The 16,644-nt window shown below is 54.9% G+C and carries 18 protein-coding genes and 1 other RNA gene; 7 read left to right on the plus strand and 12 right to left on the minus strand.

From position 1 onward, the window contains the following. Positions 1 to 10 precede the first annotated feature (10 nt). Both F3J37_RS10970 and F3J37_RS10975 read right to left on the minus strand, forming a co-directional pair. On the minus strand, positions 11 to 406 hold the full coding sequence (locus F3J37_RS10970; protein WP_166933401.1) for a YraN family protein: 396 nt from the start codon (positions 404 to 406) through the stop codon (positions 11 to 13). After that, the gene (locus tag F3J37_RS10975; protein WP_166933403.1) at positions 364 to 2,439 is read right to left on the minus strand and encodes a penicillin-binding protein activator; all 2,076 of its coding nucleotides are present in this window, start codon (positions 2,437 to 2,439) and stop codon (positions 364 to 366) included. Before F3J37_RS10975 ends, F3J37_RS10970 begins: the two co-directional genes overlap by 43 nt. Before the next feature lie 62 nt (positions 2,440 to 2,501). On the opposite strand from F3J37_RS10975, the gene rsmI reads away from it, so the two are divergent. From rsmI to mdtI, 4 genes are all read left to right on the plus strand, one after another. After that, positions 2,502 to 3,365, plus strand: a complete 864-nt coding sequence (rsmI, locus tag F3J37_RS10980) for a 16S rRNA (cytidine(1402)-2'-O)-methyltransferase (RefSeq protein ID WP_034829205.1) — start codon at positions 2,502 to 2,504, stop codon at positions 3,363 to 3,365. 33 nt (positions 3,366 to 3,398) lie between these two features. Then, positions 3,399 to 3,775, plus strand: an RNA gene (rnpB, locus tag F3J37_RS10985) — RNase P RNA component class A. Between the two features lie 463 nt (positions 3,776 to 4,238). After that, a complete protein-coding gene (gene mdtJ / locus F3J37_RS10990) occupies positions 4,239 to 4,589 on the plus strand; it encodes a multidrug/spermidine efflux SMR transporter subunit MdtJ (RefSeq protein ID WP_034829204.1) in 351 nt (116 codons plus the stop codon). Next, entirely contained in the window at positions 4,576 to 4,905 is a 330-nt protein-coding gene (gene mdtI / locus F3J37_RS10995; protein WP_166933404.1) for a multidrug/spermidine efflux SMR transporter subunit MdtI, read from the plus strand. Before mdtJ ends, mdtI begins: the two co-directional genes overlap by 14 nt. 147 nt (positions 4,906 to 5,052) lie before the next feature. Here mdtI and F3J37_RS11000 read toward each other — a convergent pair whose 3' ends face one another. From F3J37_RS11000 to F3J37_RS11045, 10 genes are all read right to left on the minus strand, one after another. Beyond that, on the minus strand, positions 5,053 to 6,027 hold the full coding sequence (locus tag F3J37_RS11000; RefSeq protein ID WP_166933406.1) for a glutathione S-transferase family protein: 975 nt from the start codon (positions 6,025 to 6,027) through the stop codon (positions 5,053 to 5,055). An 80-nt stretch (positions 6,028 to 6,107) separates the two neighbouring features. Then, positions 6,108 to 6,518 carry a DoxX family protein gene (locus F3J37_RS11005; RefSeq protein ID WP_058959530.1) on the minus strand — a complete coding sequence of 137 codons (411 nt, stop codon included), beginning with the start codon at positions 6,516 to 6,518 and terminating at the stop codon, positions 6,108 to 6,110. A 206-nt stretch (positions 6,519 to 6,724) separates the two neighbouring features. Continuing rightward, positions 6,725 to 7,009 carry a YqjK-like family protein gene (locus F3J37_RS11010; protein ID WP_038644523.1) on the minus strand — a complete coding sequence of 95 codons (285 nt, stop codon included), beginning with the start codon at positions 7,007 to 7,009 and terminating at the stop codon, positions 6,725 to 6,727. Next, positions 7,006 to 7,401, minus strand: coding sequence for a phage holin family protein (locus tag F3J37_RS11015; RefSeq protein ID WP_034829196.1), 396 nt, complete (start codon positions 7,399 to 7,401; stop codon positions 7,006 to 7,008). The genes F3J37_RS11010 and F3J37_RS11015 overlap by 4 nt, the downstream gene beginning before the upstream one ends. A 1-nt stretch (position 7,402) precedes the next feature. Continuing rightward, positions 7,403 to 7,708, minus strand: coding sequence for an ElaB/YgaM/YqjD family protein (locus F3J37_RS11020; protein WP_034829194.1), 306 nt, complete (start codon positions 7,706 to 7,708; stop codon positions 7,403 to 7,405). 34 nt (positions 7,709 to 7,742) lie between these two features. After that, a complete protein-coding gene (locus F3J37_RS11025) occupies positions 7,743 to 8,114 on the minus strand; it encodes a DUF1090 domain-containing protein (RefSeq protein WP_034829192.1) in 372 nt (123 codons plus the stop codon). Between the two features lie 172 nt (positions 8,115 to 8,286). After that, positions 8,287 to 8,655, minus strand: coding sequence for an EnvZ/OmpR regulon moderator MzrA (mzrA, locus tag F3J37_RS11030; RefSeq protein ID WP_034829191.1), 369 nt, complete (start codon positions 8,653 to 8,655; stop codon positions 8,287 to 8,289). Then, entirely contained in the window at positions 8,652 to 9,329 is a 678-nt protein-coding gene (locus F3J37_RS11035; RefSeq protein ID WP_034829190.1) for a DedA family protein, read from the minus strand. Before F3J37_RS11035 ends, mzrA begins: the two co-directional genes overlap by 4 nt. A gap of 321 nt (positions 9,330 to 9,650) precedes the next feature. Continuing rightward, entirely contained in the window at positions 9,651 to 10,424 is a 774-nt protein-coding gene (exuR, locus tag F3J37_RS11040; protein ID WP_166933407.1) for a transcriptional regulator ExuR, read from the minus strand. Positions 10,425 to 10,519: 95 nt separating this feature from the next. Beyond that, positions 10,520 to 11,821 carry an MFS transporter gene (locus F3J37_RS11045; protein ID WP_097119559.1) on the minus strand — a complete coding sequence of 434 codons (1,302 nt, stop codon included), beginning with the start codon at positions 11,819 to 11,821 and terminating at the stop codon, positions 10,520 to 10,522. Positions 11,822 to 12,209: 388 nt separating this feature from the next. Here F3J37_RS11045 and uxaC point away from each other — a divergent pair, with 388 nt between their 5' ends. Genes uxaC through F3J37_RS11060 form a run of 3 tightly spaced genes read left to right on the plus strand, consistent with a single transcriptional unit; the run spans position 12,210 to position 16,571 of the window. Beyond that, positions 12,210 to 13,625 carry a glucuronate isomerase gene (gene uxaC / locus F3J37_RS11050; protein ID WP_160868602.1) on the plus strand — a complete coding sequence of 472 codons (1,416 nt, stop codon included), beginning with the start codon at positions 12,210 to 12,212 and terminating at the stop codon, positions 13,623 to 13,625. Between the two features lie 2 nt (positions 13,626 to 13,627). Further along, positions 13,628 to 15,076: a tagaturonate reductase gene (locus F3J37_RS11055; RefSeq protein WP_166933597.1), complete on the plus strand. Its 1,449-nt coding sequence runs from the start codon at positions 13,628 to 13,630 to the stop codon at positions 15,074 to 15,076. Positions 15,077 to 15,080: 4 nt separating this feature from the next. Continuing rightward, a complete protein-coding gene (locus F3J37_RS11060; RefSeq protein WP_166933408.1) occupies positions 15,081 to 16,571 on the plus strand; it encodes a UxaA family hydrolase in 1,491 nt (496 codons plus the stop codon). The last annotated feature ends 73 nt before the right edge of the window (positions 16,572 to 16,644 follow it).

A 16,644-nucleotide genomic window follows, 5' to 3' on the forward strand; every position in this document is an offset into this window, starting at 1 on the left:
CCACCTGGTTCTATCCATCGGCATTAAAGGCATCGGGCAGCCATTCCAGCTCACGCCCGGTAATGGCAATGATGTCAAAACGGCAATTCACCGTATCAAAACTGCCGCCGCGTGCCAGCAACCACCATGCAGCGGTACGCAGCAGCTTTTGTTGTTTCTGGCGCGTCACGCTGGCGGCGGCACCGCCGTAGCGCGCATCGCGTCGATAGCGCACTTCGACAAACACCCAGCAATCGGCGTCTCGCATAATCAGGTCAATTTCCCCACTGCGGCAACGCACGTTGCTGGCAATCCATCGCAGCCCGGCGCGCTCCAGATAGCCACGCGCCTGCTGCTCCTGCTCAGCGCCAATGCGCTGGCGGTTTACTGCACCGGAACGATTTGTCCCTGACGATACTGGTTCCATGCCAACTTCCTGTTGATCACGCAATCCGTGTCGGCGCTCAGCTTGCCGGTGTTGCCGTCAATGGCAAAACCAGGCACCTGGCGCATCTGGTTAAAGTGATTCGCCAGCGTCCAGGCATCAATGCCCATCGCGTAGAGACGAACCAGCGAATAATCGTTGTTAAACGACTTCGCCGCCTGCTGCATCAGACCCGGATTGTTACCGGAGAGCAGCGGAATATCACTGAACTGCAGGCCATCCATTTCCAGACGGAAGTCTGGACCTGCACCCGCCTGCGCACTGCGGGAGCTGGCATACAGTGCGATATTGTTGCGGCTGCTGGTGCGCATCGCAATCATCGGCTTGATCAGTTGCAGCTCGTCCTGGCTGGCCACGATATACACCGCATCCACACTGCCACCGCTGGCATCGGCCGTTGGCGCTGGCGGGGTGGTTTGCGGCGCTGGAATGGTCAGGCCCGCAACAGCCACGCCGGCAGACTGCGGCTGTTCAACCGTCAGCGGCGTGCCACTCAATGCGATACCCGCTCCGCTATTAATACCTTGTTTCAGCTCAGAAACGCCACCGAAACGCTGTTGCAGTACGGTGGAACCGCCGAGTTGCTGCCACTCCTGTGCGAACGCCTTGCTGACGCGATCGCCATAGCTGCTACGCGGTACCAGCAGTAATGGCTGGCGTTTGCCTTGCTCGTAGATATGGTGCGCGGCATCGCGCGCTTCGTCTTCAGGAGAAAGCGCAAAATAACAAATATTCGGATGGTTCTGGATCTGTTCTGGCTCGTTCAGCGCCAGCACGTTGAGTGGCGTCTGGCTGTTCACCACCGATTCCACGTCGTTTTTCAACAGTGGGCCCACCACGATGGTCGCGCCATCATGCTGAGCCTGCTGCATTACCTGGGCAATCGGCTGACTGCTGGTGTCATAAACTTTAACCTGAGCGTTGCTGTCCGGCTGAGCCGCCGTAGTCGCCGGTTGTGCTGCGGGCTGCGGCTGTTCGGTCTGTGGCGGCATATTACCTGCCATGGCCGGGCTGACAACTGCGTTAGCGGCAGCGTTAGCATCGGCAGGCTGTTGTGCGTTCGCGTCGCCAGGTTGTTGTGCTGACGGCTGGCCATTGGCATCGGTTGCCGCGGTAGCAGCAGGGGCGGGTTGCGGGGCTGGTGCAGTTAACACGCCATTTTTGGCATCGTTAAAACCTTTCTGAATCGCATTGGCAAAAACCTGTGCCTGGCCATTCAGCGGCAGCAGTAGCGCGATGGTGCTGGTCGAGGCTTTGGTGAAGTTTTGCACCTGGCTAAGCTGCGTTGGTAATGTTTTCGCACCCGGGTTTTGCGGATAACGTGTCTGCCAGTCTTTGATCGCCGCTTTCAGCATCTGCGGATCCTGGCTGTTGGTGTGCCAGGTGTTGAGCAGATCCAGCCAGCCTTGCAGGGTGTTCTCATTGGCGTTAATCACCAGGCTGTTCAGCTGATCCTGCGTCATTTGCGTCAGAGCTTGCCAGGTGGCGTCAATATTGCTCTGGTGGTCGGCGCCTTGCAGCAACGGCTCCTGAGCAATATAGGCGCGTAAGAGCGCGAGTGAAGGGCGATTCTGCGCCGCAGCGATTTGCAGTGCGTAGTAGCGCACCTGCTGATCCTGAGACAGGCCATCAGTCTTCACCTGACCCAGCGTCTGCTGAGCGCCGCCGAAATCCTGCTGACCAATCTGCATCTGCGCGCGCAGTAATTGCAGCTCCTGCTGCTGCACTGCAGAGAGTTGCTGTGGCAGTTGCGAGATCTGATCGTTAGCCTGCGGATACTTTCCTTCCTTCAACAGGGCACGGATGGCAAGTAATTGCCAGTCGGTCTTGCTATCATCGCTGCTTTGCTGCACCTGCTGCAGATAATAGTCAGACCGGCCAGTAGCAGGCCCCTGAATATTGACGTTGGAGGTTTGCTGCGGTCCCTGGCCGCTACAGGCGGCTAAAATCAGTCCAGCGAGAAGAACAGGTACAAAGCGTCCTGCTTTATGACGTACGACTTTTGAAGGAAGCATACTGTATCCAGTGATGTTTTTTTCTAGATGCTCAATATTAAATCGGCAATTCGGATGAAACAATGAAACAACTCGATCGGGCAGAGATTTCTGCCAGCACGCTCTATATCGTTCCTACCCCGATCGGTAACCTGGGTGATATCACGCAGCGTGCGCTGACGGTGCTTGCGAGCGTCGATCTGGTCGCAGCGGAAGATACACGTCATACCGGGCTGTTGCTACAACATTTCGCCATCAATGCGCGACTGTTCGCACTTCACGACCACAACGAACAACAGAAAGCAGAAGTGTTGTTAGCCAAGCTGCAAGAAGGCCAGAGCATTGCGCTGGTCTCGGATGCGGGCACGCCATTAATCAACGATCCTGGCTATCATCTGGTACGTCGCTGCCGTGAAGCAGGTGTGCGCGTGGTTCCGTTGCCGGGTGCCTGCGCGGCGATTACAGCATTAAGTGCGGCGGGGTTACCGTCAGATCGTTTCTGTTACGAAGGATTTCTGCCCGCCAAGAGTAAAGGCCGCTGCGATGTGCTGCGCTCCCTTGAGAATGAACCACGTACCCTCATTTTTTATGAATCCACTCACCGTTTGATCGATAGCCTGCAAGATATGGTGAGCGTATGGGGTGCAGATCGCTATGTGGTGCTGGCGCGTGAAATCACCAAAACCTGGGAAACCATCCAGGGCGCGCCGGTGGGCGAACTGCTGGCCTGGGTACTGGAAGATGAAAACCGTCGCAAAGGCGAGATGGTGCTGATTGTTGAAGGGCACAAGGCCGATGAAGAAGCGCTGCCTGCCGAAGCGTTGCGCACCCTGGCGTTGCTGCAAACTGAGCTGCCGCTGAAAAAAGCCGCTGCGTTAACGGCGGAAATTCATGGCGTTAAGAAGAACGCCCTGTATAAGTACGCGCTGGAGCAGCAAGAGGCGTGACAAACGCGGGCGGATCGCCTATTATCCCGCGCCGAAGCTGACCAGACAGTCGCCGCTTTGTCGTCGTCCCTTTCGGGGGAGACGGGCAGAGGGGAGGAAAGTCCGGGCTCCATAGGGCAGGGTGCCAGGTAACGCCTGGGGGGCGCAAGCCTACGACCAGTGCAACAGAGAGCAAACCGCCGATGGCCCAGTAATGGGATCAGGTAAGGGTGAAAGGGTGCGGTAAGAGCGCACCGCGCGGCTGGCAACAGTTCGTGGCACGGTAAACTCCACCCGGAGCAAGGCCAAATAGGGGTTCACAAGGTACGGCCCGTACTGAACCCGGGTAGGCTGCTTGAGCCAGTGAGCGATTGCTGGCCTAGATGAATGACTGTCCACGACAGAACCCGGCTTATCGGTCAGTTTCGACTTTTTCATGTGAAAAACCCGCCTCGGCGGGTTTTTTGCTATCTGGCGTATGGCGGCGAGAGGAAGGACAACCCACTCTCAAAGAAAAGAGCGCGGCTTAGTGGAAATTAAAATAAATCTCATCCCGCGGGGAATAAATAAAGCCACAGCGTAAAGAAATGAAAATACTGGGGAACAAAATAATCCTTATGCCAGAATAGGCGCGTGTTTCACTACCGAGGACAATTTTTCATCCACATCGACGAAAAGCAACAGCGTGGATAAGTTGTAAAATTATGGATAAAATGCTCGCCCCAATGATGGCAACCTCTATTTATCTCTCTGAACACTTCCACTGCTCGATCTGCGACCAGCACTGGCGCTTCGCGCTTTAGCGTCACACTCTCCTTATTTAAAAATATTCTTAAAATTTCACATGCGTTTATTTCGCGTGATGGTTCTCTATTTCTCTTAAGGAGAGAAAGTATGCGCTATTGGCTTTTATTAGTTTTAGCTATCCTGGCTGAAATAACCGGCACGCTTTCTATGAAATGGGCCAGCGTCAATGACGACAACGCGGGTTTTATTTTTATGCTGGTGATGATCGCGCTCTCTTATATTTTCCTGTCTTTCGCCGTAAAACGTATCGCTTTAGGCGTGGCCTATGCGATGTGGGAAGGTATCGGCATTCTGTTTATCACCCTGTTCAGCGTCACGCTGTTCGATGAACCCTTATCGCTGATGAAGGTGGCGGGCTTAATCACGCTGGTGGCGGGAATTGCGCTAATCAAATCTGGCACGCTGACACGCAAGGAGCTGCAACATGGCCACGTTTAATGCGGTGCACGTTGCCTGGCTTGCACTGGCGATTGGGTTGGAGATCGTCGCGAATATCTTTCTCAAATACTCCGATGGTTTCCGCCGTGTCATTTACGGCCTGCTCTCACTGGTCGCGGTGCTGGGGGCATTCAGTGCGTTGTCACAAGCGGTGAAAGGGATCGATCTCTCAGTGGCTTATGCACTGTGGGGTGGTTTTGGTCTGGTGGCAACGGTAGCGGCTGGTTGGGTACTGTTTGGTCAACGTCTGAATCGCATCGGCTGGTTAGGGGTGGGATTGCTGATTGCTGGGATAGTGCTGATTAAGTTTGCTTAAAAGTGGGCACATCGGCCTGACTCTTAGCGGCTAACGCGCATGAAGAAATGGAGTGTCAGGCGGTTCACCTCGTATTCCACCTTTTAAAACCTGCACAACACACTCCTTAAAAAAGGAGTGTGTTGAACGCAATGATCCCCACTAACCTCAACCGCGGCCGTGTGGCTCATCCCAGTCAAACGCCGGGCCTAGCGAAATCACGCCGCTCGGGTTGATGGTCTTGTGGCTACAGTAATAGTGATGGCGAATATGTGGCAGATTCACCGTATCGGCGATGCCCGTCATCTGGTAGATATCACGCAGGAAGCCGCTCAAATTGCGGTAATCACTGATGCGGTGACGGTCGCACTTGAAATGCGTGACATACACCGGGTCGAAGCGGACTAAGGTGGTCCATAAACGCAAATCCGCTTCCGTCAGGCGATCGCCGGCCAGGTAGCGATGCTGCCCGAGGATCTGCTCAAGTCGCGCCAGCGAATGGAACAGCGCGGTGACTGATTCATCATAGGCCGCCTGCGAGGTCGCGAATCCGCTCTTATACACGCCATTGTTCACCGTGTCGTAAATCCAACCGTTCAGCTCATCGATCTTATCGCGCAACGCCGGCGGATAATAATCCCCAGCGCGGGCACCTTGTGCATCGAAGGCCGTGTTGAGCATACGGATGATATCAGCCGATTCATTACTGACGATGGTGTGCTGAGTTTTATCCCACAGCACCGGAACGGTCACGCGGCCTGTATATTGCGGGTCGGCGTGCAGGTAGAGCTGATAGAGGTATTCGTTTTGATACAGAGAGTCGCCGGTTGCGTCCGGGAAATCGTCGTCGAAGGTCCAGCCGTTTTCCAGCATCAATGGATGCACCACTGAGACGGAAATCATCTCTTCCAGCCCTTTAAGCTGGCGCATCAGCAGCGTGCGGTGTGCCCACGGACAGGCAAGAGAAACATAAAGATGATAGCGATCGCGCTCGGCAGCGAAACCCGCCTTGCCGGTGGGGCCAGCACTGCCATCTGCGGTGATCCAGTTGCGCCAGACTGCTTCTGTGCGTTTGAAGCGGCCACCGGTTGACTTCGTATCGTACCAGGTGTCATGCCATACACCGTCAATCAGTTGTCCCATAAGCCCTCCATAAAGAAAAAGGGCGAGGAAAATCCTCGCCCCTGCAAATCAGTATATGTGTTCTGGCAGCGCTTGTGTGCTTAGCGTGCGGCTGCTGGTGCGAAACGAGCACGAATCAGACGGTCGATGCTGTATGCACCCGGACCTACCAGACCCAGCACCAGGAAACCACCGGCGATGGACAGGTTCTTCATGAACATCAGCTGGTTAACGCCTTCAGCAAAGTTGCTGTGGAACAGGAACGCAGTCAGCACAGTGAAGCCCGCAGTGAACAGTGCGGTGAAACGCGTCAGGAAACCGAACAGAATTGCCAGACCGCCGCCGAACTCCAGCAGAATAACCAGCGGCAATAAGAAGCCCGGGACGCCCATCGCCTGCATGTATTGTGCGGTACCGGCATAACCGGTGATTTTGCCCCAGCCCGCAGTGATGAACAGAATGGTCATTAATACGCGTGCCAGCAACAGGCCTGAGTCTTCGAATTTTTTCATCATTTACTCCAACAAGAATTAAGAAGCAGGTTGTTGGCCTGCAAGGTTTTGATCCCGCAGAATCGCTGGTCGCAATTCGTTGGGCTGATGGAGGAAGATGATAGTCGCAGGTTGCAACAGTTGTAAGCGAGTTAAACTGTCAATGTTGTTCAGGGATTTTGATAAAGAAAAACCGAATCTTTTAGATCCGGTTTCAAATGAAGGCGTTAGCGAGGTTCGAGCGTGGATTTAATCATGCGCCAGGTACTCCAAAGCCCAAAACCGCGTTTTGCCCAACGCAAAATACGGTTAGGACTGCGGATTGACCAGATAGCCAGTGCGCTGCTGCCAATCGCCAGATAGCGGCGTAAGCTGAGAAACGTTAGCCAGCCGCGATCGTAGTGAGCGGTGCCATCCAGCCAGTCACGGCGTGCAGCACTGAGATCCAATCGCTGCTGCTGAACCTGATTCAACAGTTCATGAATGCGTGCTTCACGTTCACGACGGCTCATGAGCGATGCTCCTCCAGCAAGCTGCGATCGGTTTCCAGCTCCTTGCGGGTATGACGTAGCAACGTTGACTGGCGTGACTTATATAGCGTCCACACACCGAAGATCAGCGCCAGCGCAAACAGTACGGCGGTAGTAATGGCAATCGCCATCAGCCGATACTGCGCATCTACCGCCCAGATGATCAGCACCATCAGGCTCATTAAACCAAAAGCGGTAAACAGCATCGTCAGTCCAACCATCATCAGCATCTGAATCAGATTGGCTTTCTCCTCCTCCAGCTCGACAATCGCCAGACGGACGCGCGTTTCCACCATCCCGACCAGGGTGGTGACGATGCGCTGACCGATGTTGAAGACCCCTTTGCCTGGGCCGTGGCTCTGACTATCGCTCATATCAACGACGTGAGATCAGGATGCCGATCAGTACACCGACAGCTGCACCGATGCCTACGCCGTGCCACGGATTATCGCGCACATACTCGTCGGCCTTTTCTGCCGCTTCACGCGTGGATTGCGCGATGCGTTCACCGGAATCGCCCAGTCTCTCACGCGAACTTTCAATCGCGCCGCGCGCTTTGCTGCGCAGTTTGTCCAGTTCGGTTTTCGATTTATCCGCCGAGCTGCTCAGTACTTCTTCCAGGGTGTCAGCAAGGTTTTTCAGTTCCGCACGCAGATGTTCAGATGTGGTGTCTTTAGACATGAAGTTCTCCATTACATCATCTATTTAAGTCCGATTAGTAGGGCTCAGCCTCAAGCTTTTTCAGCTCGTGCTGTGCCTCTTCCAGCTTACGTTCGCGCTTCTCAATCTTATCTTTGTCGCCATCCTGACGCTCTTCCTTCAACTCACGCTCACGTTCCGCAATTTTGTGTTTTTGCTCTGCAATGCGTTCGCTGTGGGCTGACTTCAGTCTTTCATCAGTACAATTCGCACGTACTTCAGTGAGCGCGCGCTCCAGCCCGGTCACCCGGCGCTGGTTATCATGCTGTTTAGCCATGTCGATTTCGCGCTGAATGTCGTGCTCTTTTTGCTGACACAGCGACTCGGCTGCCATCAGAGATCCCGAGAGAGAGAACAGAATAGCACCCAGCAGTAATTGATGTTTCATCAGGTTTTACCTTCCATTGTTGATGACCTGCCGCAAACCGGGCAGGAGAAGCGTCCCAGCTTGTCTTAACTCGCGCTACCTTTAAGCATAGACAGCAGACGAAAAAATTCAACGAAGACGCGGGGATAGCGAGGATTGATTCACCGTCTTGCTTATCACCAGACGGCTAAAATCAGCTGTAAGTTGGGCGGTTGCTGTCAGGTACTTGCTGCGAAGCTTGCGGTCCGCTTGCGACGACAAAGCCCTGTGGCAGTAAGCGTTTCAGCACTTTTTGGGCGGCAAGGCTTTGTTCTTCATTTTCGAAATGAATCACCAGCGCATCGCCCGCAGGTGTAATGCTTTTGATACGCACACCTTGCGCACTAAGCTGCTGATACAGATAAAAGCCATCCGGCAGATTGGTGCCATTGTGGGCAACACGGATTTGCACCACGGTATCGTGCTGCAACATCGACGGCACAAAAATCACCGCCAGCAGCGCCAGCACAGCGCCAAGCGCCCAGGGCACGAAGCGCCTGGGGAATCCACGGAATCTGATCATGGCTGTGAATTCCCATTGCGTGAAGACTGACGTTTACGCCACAGCACCACCAGAGAGCCCACCAGACCAATCACCAGCAACACCAGCGGTAACAGCATCAGGCAGAACATCAGTTCATCTTCATAGCGGCGGAAAATCGGCGTTTTGCCCAGCGCGAAACCGAGCACCGTCAGAATCAGCACCCACAGGAAGCCGCTCATCCAGTTGAAGAACTGAAAGCGTGCATTACTCAGGCCAGAAAGCCCCGCGATGGTCGGCAGCAGGGTGCGCACAAAGGCAATGAACCGACCGATCAGCAAGGCCGAAAGACCATGGCGATGGAATAAGCTGTGCGCGCGTTGATGATATTGCGCCGGAAGGTGCGAGAGCCACTTCTGTACGGTAGGCGTATTCCCCAGCCATCGGCCCTGAATGTAGCTTACCCAGCAGCCCAGACTGGCGCCAGTGGTCAGAATCAGGATGGTCAGCGGGAAACCCATGGTGCCTTTGGCAATCAAAACACCGACTAAAATCAACAGACTATCGCCGGGCAGAAACGCGGCGGGTAGCAGGCCATTCTCAAGAAACAGGATCAAGAACAGCACGCCATAAATGGCCCAAACCAGTGTCGGGTCGGAGAGCATTTCGTAATCCTGCTGCCACAGGGCATGCAGCAATGCTTTCAAAATATCCATCAATCATTCCTGAACATCATTGTTAAACGTGCCCGTAAGGGGCTGAGGCGCAGGCTGGCTTGGTTATACATTTTTGGTATGCAGCCGTTGCGGGATTTCCGGATCCATCCAGAATTGATTGTTAAATCAGCGACTTTTTAAAGCCCTGTCGCAAAGGGTAAGAAAAGGGCGATAACTGTAACAAAAATCACGCAGGTCAGACAGTGTAAAGTGGCGCTCGCACAGGAGTTTTACCTTTTGACGCAGATGCTCAAAAGGAGCTTTACATGAGCTGACACTATTGCAGATTAACTGACTTATTCGCCTGGAAATGCAGCAGAATCAATAAGAATTATCATTACCTTCCGGCAGGATGACGGGATTTTCCGCAAACATGTAACGGTCGACATTAAATTCAAAATCGTCGGCGGTGGCGTTAAACAGCATCTGTTTAGTATTTTCCAGGTGCTGCCACATTGCCAGCTTACTGGCGGCGGGATCTTTGCGCATAAGTGCTTTCAGAATCTGGTCATGATCGTCGCACCAGCTGGTGATGTTGCGCGCATCAATATGTTCGTGCAGTTTGAGCCAATAAGGGTTGTGCAGGCGATGCAACCACATCTTCTCGACAATCGCGGCGAGCGCGCTATTTTGCGTGGATTGAGCGATGCGGACGTGGAAATGCATATCCCATTCTGAATCACGAGAATGGTCTTCCTGGCGGGCTTTTTCCTGAATCGCCATCAACGCCATGATGTCCTGGCGTGTGACCTGGGTGGCGGCAAACTCGGCCACGTTGCTTTCTATAAGCTGGCGCGCCTGTAACAGCTCAAACGGTCCGAAGCTGGCAAATTCCAGTTGGCTGGGGGTGGCCTCACGGTTTTGCTGTTGATTGCTGATGACATGGATGCCTGAGCCTTTACGTACTTCAACATACCCTTCCACTTCCAGCATAATGATGGCTTCGCGAACCACAGTGCGGCTGACTTCCATCTCTTCAGCGATCAGGCGTTCAGCAGGCAGCTTATCGCCCACGCGATAATCATCCGCCTCGATACGACGTTTGAGTTCACTGGCGAGTTGTTGGTAAAGACGACGGGATTCGTTCAGATCCATTGCGCGGTTCGCTGTGGCAGGGAAGGATGAGTTGTTATACCACTTTGACCGGGTGGAGGAAATGGGCTGACGTGCGCCAGCCCAAAGCGTGGAGATTAAGTGCGAGCTGTTGCCGGTTGTGCCACGTGCTGAACGTCCAGCTCCGATACCGGCTGATTTTTCAGCACGGTCCAGATTACACAGGCACCGAGCAGGTCAAATACTGCCAGCGCGGCAAACAGCGGACTGAAGCCCAGCGTATCAGCCAATGCACCCACCACCAGCGCAAAAAGGGTGCTGGCAGTCCACGCGGCCATGCCGGTCAGGCCATTTGCCGTGGCCACTTCATTACGGCCAAATACATCCGAGGAGAGGGTGATTAATGCACCGGACAGTGCCTGATGGGCGAAGCCACCGACGCACAGCAAACCAATCGCTACGTAAGGGCTGGTAAACAAACCAATGGTGCCCGGTGCAATCATCAGCACCGCGCCCATGGTCACCACCAGTTTGCGCGACACAATCAGGTTCACGCCAAACCAGCGCTGGAACAGCGGTGGCAGGTAACCACCGACGATACAGCCGAGGTCGGCAAACAGCATCGGCATCCAGGCGAACATGGCGATCTCTTTCAGGTTGAAGCCGTAGACCTTAAACATAAACAGCGGGATCCACGCGTTAAAGGTGCCCCATGCCGGTTCCGCGAGGAAACGTGGCAGGGCAATACCCCAGAACTGACGATTACGCAGAATCTGACGGGCTGACATTTTGCTGTTATTGCCGGTCTGATGCTGTACTTCCTGACCGGAAATAATGTAGTGACGCTCTTCATCGCTGAGCTTGGTTTGCTGTTTAGGATGTTTATAAAATATTAACCAGCACAACGCCCACGCCATGCTCAGCACGCCAGTAATGATAAAGGCCAGCTGCCAGCTGTGCGCCAGAATCGCCCATACCACCAGCGGTGGTGCCAGCATCGCACCAATCGATGAACCAACGTTGAAGTAGCCTACCGCGACGGAACGCTCTTTGGCCGGGAACCATTCGCTACTGGCTTTCAGGCCTGCAGGAATCATCGCCGCTTCGGCCGCGCCCACCGCGCCACGTGCCAGCGCAAAACCGCCCCAGCTGCCTGCCATGGCGGTGGCAGCACAGAAGATCGCCCAGAGGATGGCAAACACCGCGTAGCCAATTTTGGTGCCCAGCAAATCCAGCACATAACCCGCCACAGGTTGCATCACGGTGTAGCACGCCGAATAGGCGGCGACGATATAGGAATATTGTTGGGTGGTAATACCCAGCTGCGTTTCCAGCGTCGGCGCAGCCACGGCAATGGTATTACGCGTCAGGTAACCGAGTATGGTGCCCACTGTCACCAGCCCAATCATGTACCAGCGTAGCCCTTTGATCTTACGCATCATTAACCTCTTCCAGTCTGTCGTAACACTTGCCATTAAAGGTAGGGGAGCACTTGAGCACTCCCGCTGGCGGCGATGACGAATCAGACCTGCCGCCTTGTTGTTATGAGATGTGCCAGGAGGTTCGGCATCAACGAGGCGAGAGATTAACTTGTTATACAACTTTAAAAGTTGAATGCCATCACAAAAACCCTGCATGTGCTGTGTGATCCGCTAAACAGGCGTTATAACAGCAAGTTAGTGCAATATGGCTGACTATTTTGTCCATATACCCACAGGGAAACTGTCATTATTGTGAGGTCTATCGCAAACAATTTTGCCGATCGTCAAAATTGGTATGATAACTTTGAATCAGAAGCCAATTGGCCCCAAACATGAGGAAGCAGGTATGTCGCGTTTTATGAGTGAGGATTTTCTACTCGATAGCGAGTTCGCCCGTCGTCTGTACCATGACTACGCCAAAGACCAGCCGATTTTCGACTATCACTGCCATTTACCGCCGCAGCAGATTGCCGAAAATTACCGCTTCACCAATCTCTATGACATCTGGCTGAAGGGCGATCATTACAAATGGCGTGCGATGCGTGCTAATGGCGTACCCGAAGCGCTGTGCACCGGCGACGCCAGCGATCGCGAGAAATTCAACGCCTGGGCACGCACGGTGCCGCACACTATCGGCAATCCGCTGTATCACTGGACGCACCTTGAGCTGCGCCGTCCGTTTGGCATTACCGATGTATTGCTGAATGAGCAGAGCGCGGATCGCATCTGGCAGCAGTGCAATGAGCTGCTGGCGCAGGATGCCTTTAGCGCACGCGGCATCATGCAGCAGATGAAGGTGAAAATGGTCGGTACCACTGACGATCCACTTGACGATCTGCAACACCATCGCACGCTGGCGGACGATGCCAGCTTTAGCGTTAAAGTGCTGCCAAGCTGGCGTCCGGATAAAGCTTTCAACATTGAGCTGGATACCTTCCTGCCGTGGATTCAGCGCCTGGAACAGGTCGCCGATGTCAGCGTGCAACGTTTTGATGATCTGCGCCGCGCGTTGAGCCTGCGTCTCGATCATTTTGCCGCACACGGCTGTAAAATCTCCGACCATGCGCTGGACGTAGTGCTGTTTGCCGAGGCCGATGAAAGCACGCTGGATAGTATCCTGGCGCGTCGCCTGCAAGGTGCTGCACCGACGCAAGAAGAAGTGGCGCAGTTCAAAACAGCGGTGCTGGTGTGGCTTGGCAGCGAATATGCGCGTCGCGGCTGGGCGCAGCAGTATCACATTGGCGCGCTGCGTAATGCTAATCGTCGGCAGTTCGATATTCTCGGCCCGGATGTGGGCTTTGACTCCATTAATGATGCGCCGATGGCGATCCCTTTGGGTCGTTTGCTGGATGCGCAGAACCGTAACAACGCACTGCCGAAAACCATTCTTTACTGCGTTAACCCACGCGACAACGAAGTGCTGGCGACCATGGCGGGCAATTTCCAGGGCGAAGGTGAACCCGGCAAGATGCAGTTTGGTTCCGCATGGTGGTTTAACGATCAGCTTGATGGCATGCATCGTCAGATGACGCAGCTGGCGCAAATCGGCCTGTTGAGTCGCTTCGTCGGCATGCTCACCGACAGCCGTAGTTTCCTCTCCTATACCCGCCACGAGTATTTCCGCCGCCTGCTGTGCCAGATGATCGGCAACTGGGTTGAGCGCGGTGAAGCGCCAGCCGACGAAGCACTGCTGGGACAGATGGTGCAAAACATCTGCTTCAACAACGCGCGCGATTACTTCGGCATTGAGTTGGGAGCCTGATGATGCAGCGGCTAAACCGTCACGATTTCCCCGGCGCAAGCTATAGCGAGCGTGTGATCCAGTTTGGGGAAGGCAACTTCCTGCGGGCGTTTATTGACTGGCAGCTCGACTGGCTCAATGAGCATCAGGGCACCGATGCGGGCGTGGTGGTGGTGCGGCCGCGCAATCGCGTGGTGGAAGATTCACTGAATCAGCAGGACGGTTTGTATACCACGCTGATCCGTGGATTGAACGCGCAGGGTGAGCAGGTGAGTGAAACCCGGCTGATTCGTAGCCTCAATCGCGAGATCCAGCCCTATCAGCAGTTTGAGGATTTTCTCGCACTGGCCCGTGCGCCGCAGATGCGCTTTGTGTTCTCCAATACCACCGAAGCAGGCATTGCCTTTGTTGAGCAGGATCGGCTGGAGGATGCGCCAGCTTCCTCCTTCCCCGGCAAGTTGACACAACTGCTATGGGCGCGCTTCCGCCACTTTGCCGGTGCGGCAGAGAAAGGCTGGTTGATCGTGCCGTGCGAGTTAATCGATCACAACGGCGATGCACTGCGTGATTTGGTGCTGCGCTATATCAAGCACTGGCAGCTGCCGCCGGAATTTGCCCGCTGGGTGCTGGATCATTGTGCGTTCTATAACACGTTGGTGGATCGCATCGTTACTGGCTATCCAGCCGATGGCACCAATATCGCTGCACAACTGGGTTACGAAGATCGCTATCTGGTGGCTGGCGAAGTTTATTACCAGTTTGTGATTCAGGGACCCGATGCGCTGGCGCTGGAACTGAAGCTCGCCGCGCTGGCGCCGGAAGTGAAGTTCGTCGATGACATCACGCCCTACAAAGCCCAGAAGGTAGCGATCCTCAACGGTGCGCACACTGCGATGGTGCCGGTGGCGTTTCAGGCTGGACTGGAAAGCGTTGGCGAGGCGATGGATGACGCCGCCATTGCGAACTATGTTGATGCGCTGCTGCGTGAGGAAGTGATTCCGACGCTGGATCTGCCGCGCGATGAACTGCACGCCTTTGCCGATGCAGTACAGCGTCGCTTCCGCAATCCGTTTATCCGACATGCGCTGCTCTCCATTGCGCTCAACGGCATGACCAAATTCCGTACCCGTTTGCTGCCACAGCTGTTGTTGTCTCAGCAGCAAACCGGCCAATGGCCACCGCGCCTGACCTTCGCCTTTGCCGCGCTACTGGCGTTTTATCGCGGCAAGCAGGGCGACCAGCAGTGGCCTTTGCAAGACGACGACCACTGGTTGCAGCAGTTCGCGGAGCTATGGCCAGCGGTAAACCAGGACACATTGACCCCAGAACAGTTGGTGCAGGCGGTACTCTGCAACCGCTCACACTGGGGCGAAGATCTCACTCAGCGGCCCGGATTAGTGGCCGCAGTCAGCCAACACCTGCAAAACATCGTTGTCCACGGGATGCGGACAGCGCTGGTACAACTGAGATAACGCTATGCAAGATGCGATAAGAATCCATTCGCGCGACAACGTGGCGGTAGCGCTGCGCGATTTGCCTGCCGAAGCCAAAGTCGAAATTGATCGCCAGTTTATTACCTTGCAGCAAGAGGTTGGTCGGGGCCACAAGTTTGCGCTGGCGCCGCTGGCAACGGATGCGCTGGTGATCAAATACGGCTTGCCGATTGCCCATGCCACGCGCCCGATCGCCATTGGCGAAATCATTCACTCCAGCAACGCACGCACTAATCTGAGCGATGTGGATGAGTACGACTACCAGCCGGAGTTTCTCGATATCCCCGCTCAGGCCGGCGATCGCGAGGTGCAGATTTACCGCCGCGCCAGTGGTGAAGTCGGTATTCGTAATGAGCTGTGGATTCTGCCAACGGTGGGCTGTGTGAACGGCATCGCCCGGCAGATTCTGTCACGCTTCCTCAAGGAGACCAACGAGGCAGAAGGGATCGATGGGGTGCACCTGTTCAGCCATCCGTTTGGTTGTTCTCAGCTCGGTCAGGACCATGAAAACACCCGCACCATGCTGCAAAACATGGTGCGCCATCCCAATGCCGGTGCGGTGCTGGTGATTGGTCTGGGCTGTGAGAACAATCAGGTGGATGTGTTCCGCGAAACGCTGGGCGGCTTCGACAGTGACCGCGTGCACTTTATGGAGTGTCAGAAGCAGGACGACGAAGTCGAAGCCGGCCTTGAACGGCTGCATGCGCTGTACAACGTGATGCGTGGCGATCAGCGTCAACCGGGCAAGCTCAGCGAACTGAAGTTCGGACTGGAGTGCGGCGGATCTGACGGTTTCTCTGGCATCACCGCCAACCCGATGCTGGGCTGCTTCTCCGATCAGATGATTGCCAACGGCGGCACTACGGTGCTGACCGAAGTACCGGAAATGTTTGGCGCAGAGCGCATTTTGATGAGCCGCTGCCGTGACGAAGCTACCTTCGATAAAACCGTGGCGATGATCAACGACTTCAAGCGTTACTTTATCGACCATCAGCAGCCAATTTATGAAAACCCATCGCCGGGTAACAAGGCGGGCGGCATCACCACGCTGGAGGAGAAATCCCTCGGCTGCACGCAGAAAGCGGGGCAGAGTCAGGTGGTGGATGTACTGAAATATGGCGAGCGTCTGGTCACGCCTGGCCTCAATCTGCTGAGCGCGCCAGGAAACGATGCGGTGGCCACCAGCGCGCTGGCGGGCGCAGGTTGTCATATGGTGTTGTTCACCACCGGACGCGGCACGCCTTATGGCGGATTCGTGCCTACCGTGAAGATTGCCACCAACTCGCAGCTGGCAGAGAAGAAACCGCACTGGATTGATTTTAATGCCGGGCGTTTGATTGAGGGCATGAGTATGCCGGAGATGCTGGCCGATTTCGTCGATATGATTGTGGCGATTGCCAACGGCCAACCGGCGCGTAACGAAGCCAATGATTTCCGCGAGTTAGCGATATTTAAGAGTGGTGTCACGCTGTAAACATCAGGTGCGATCGATGTGCATCTGACAACAATCACACCTGCTTATCTTAAGGGCGGCATGAATGCCGCCC

This window comes from Candidatus Pantoea communis (assembly GCF_011752685.1).
Lineage (GTDB): Bacteria > Pseudomonadota > Gammaproteobacteria > Enterobacterales > Enterobacteriaceae > Pantoea > Pantoea communis.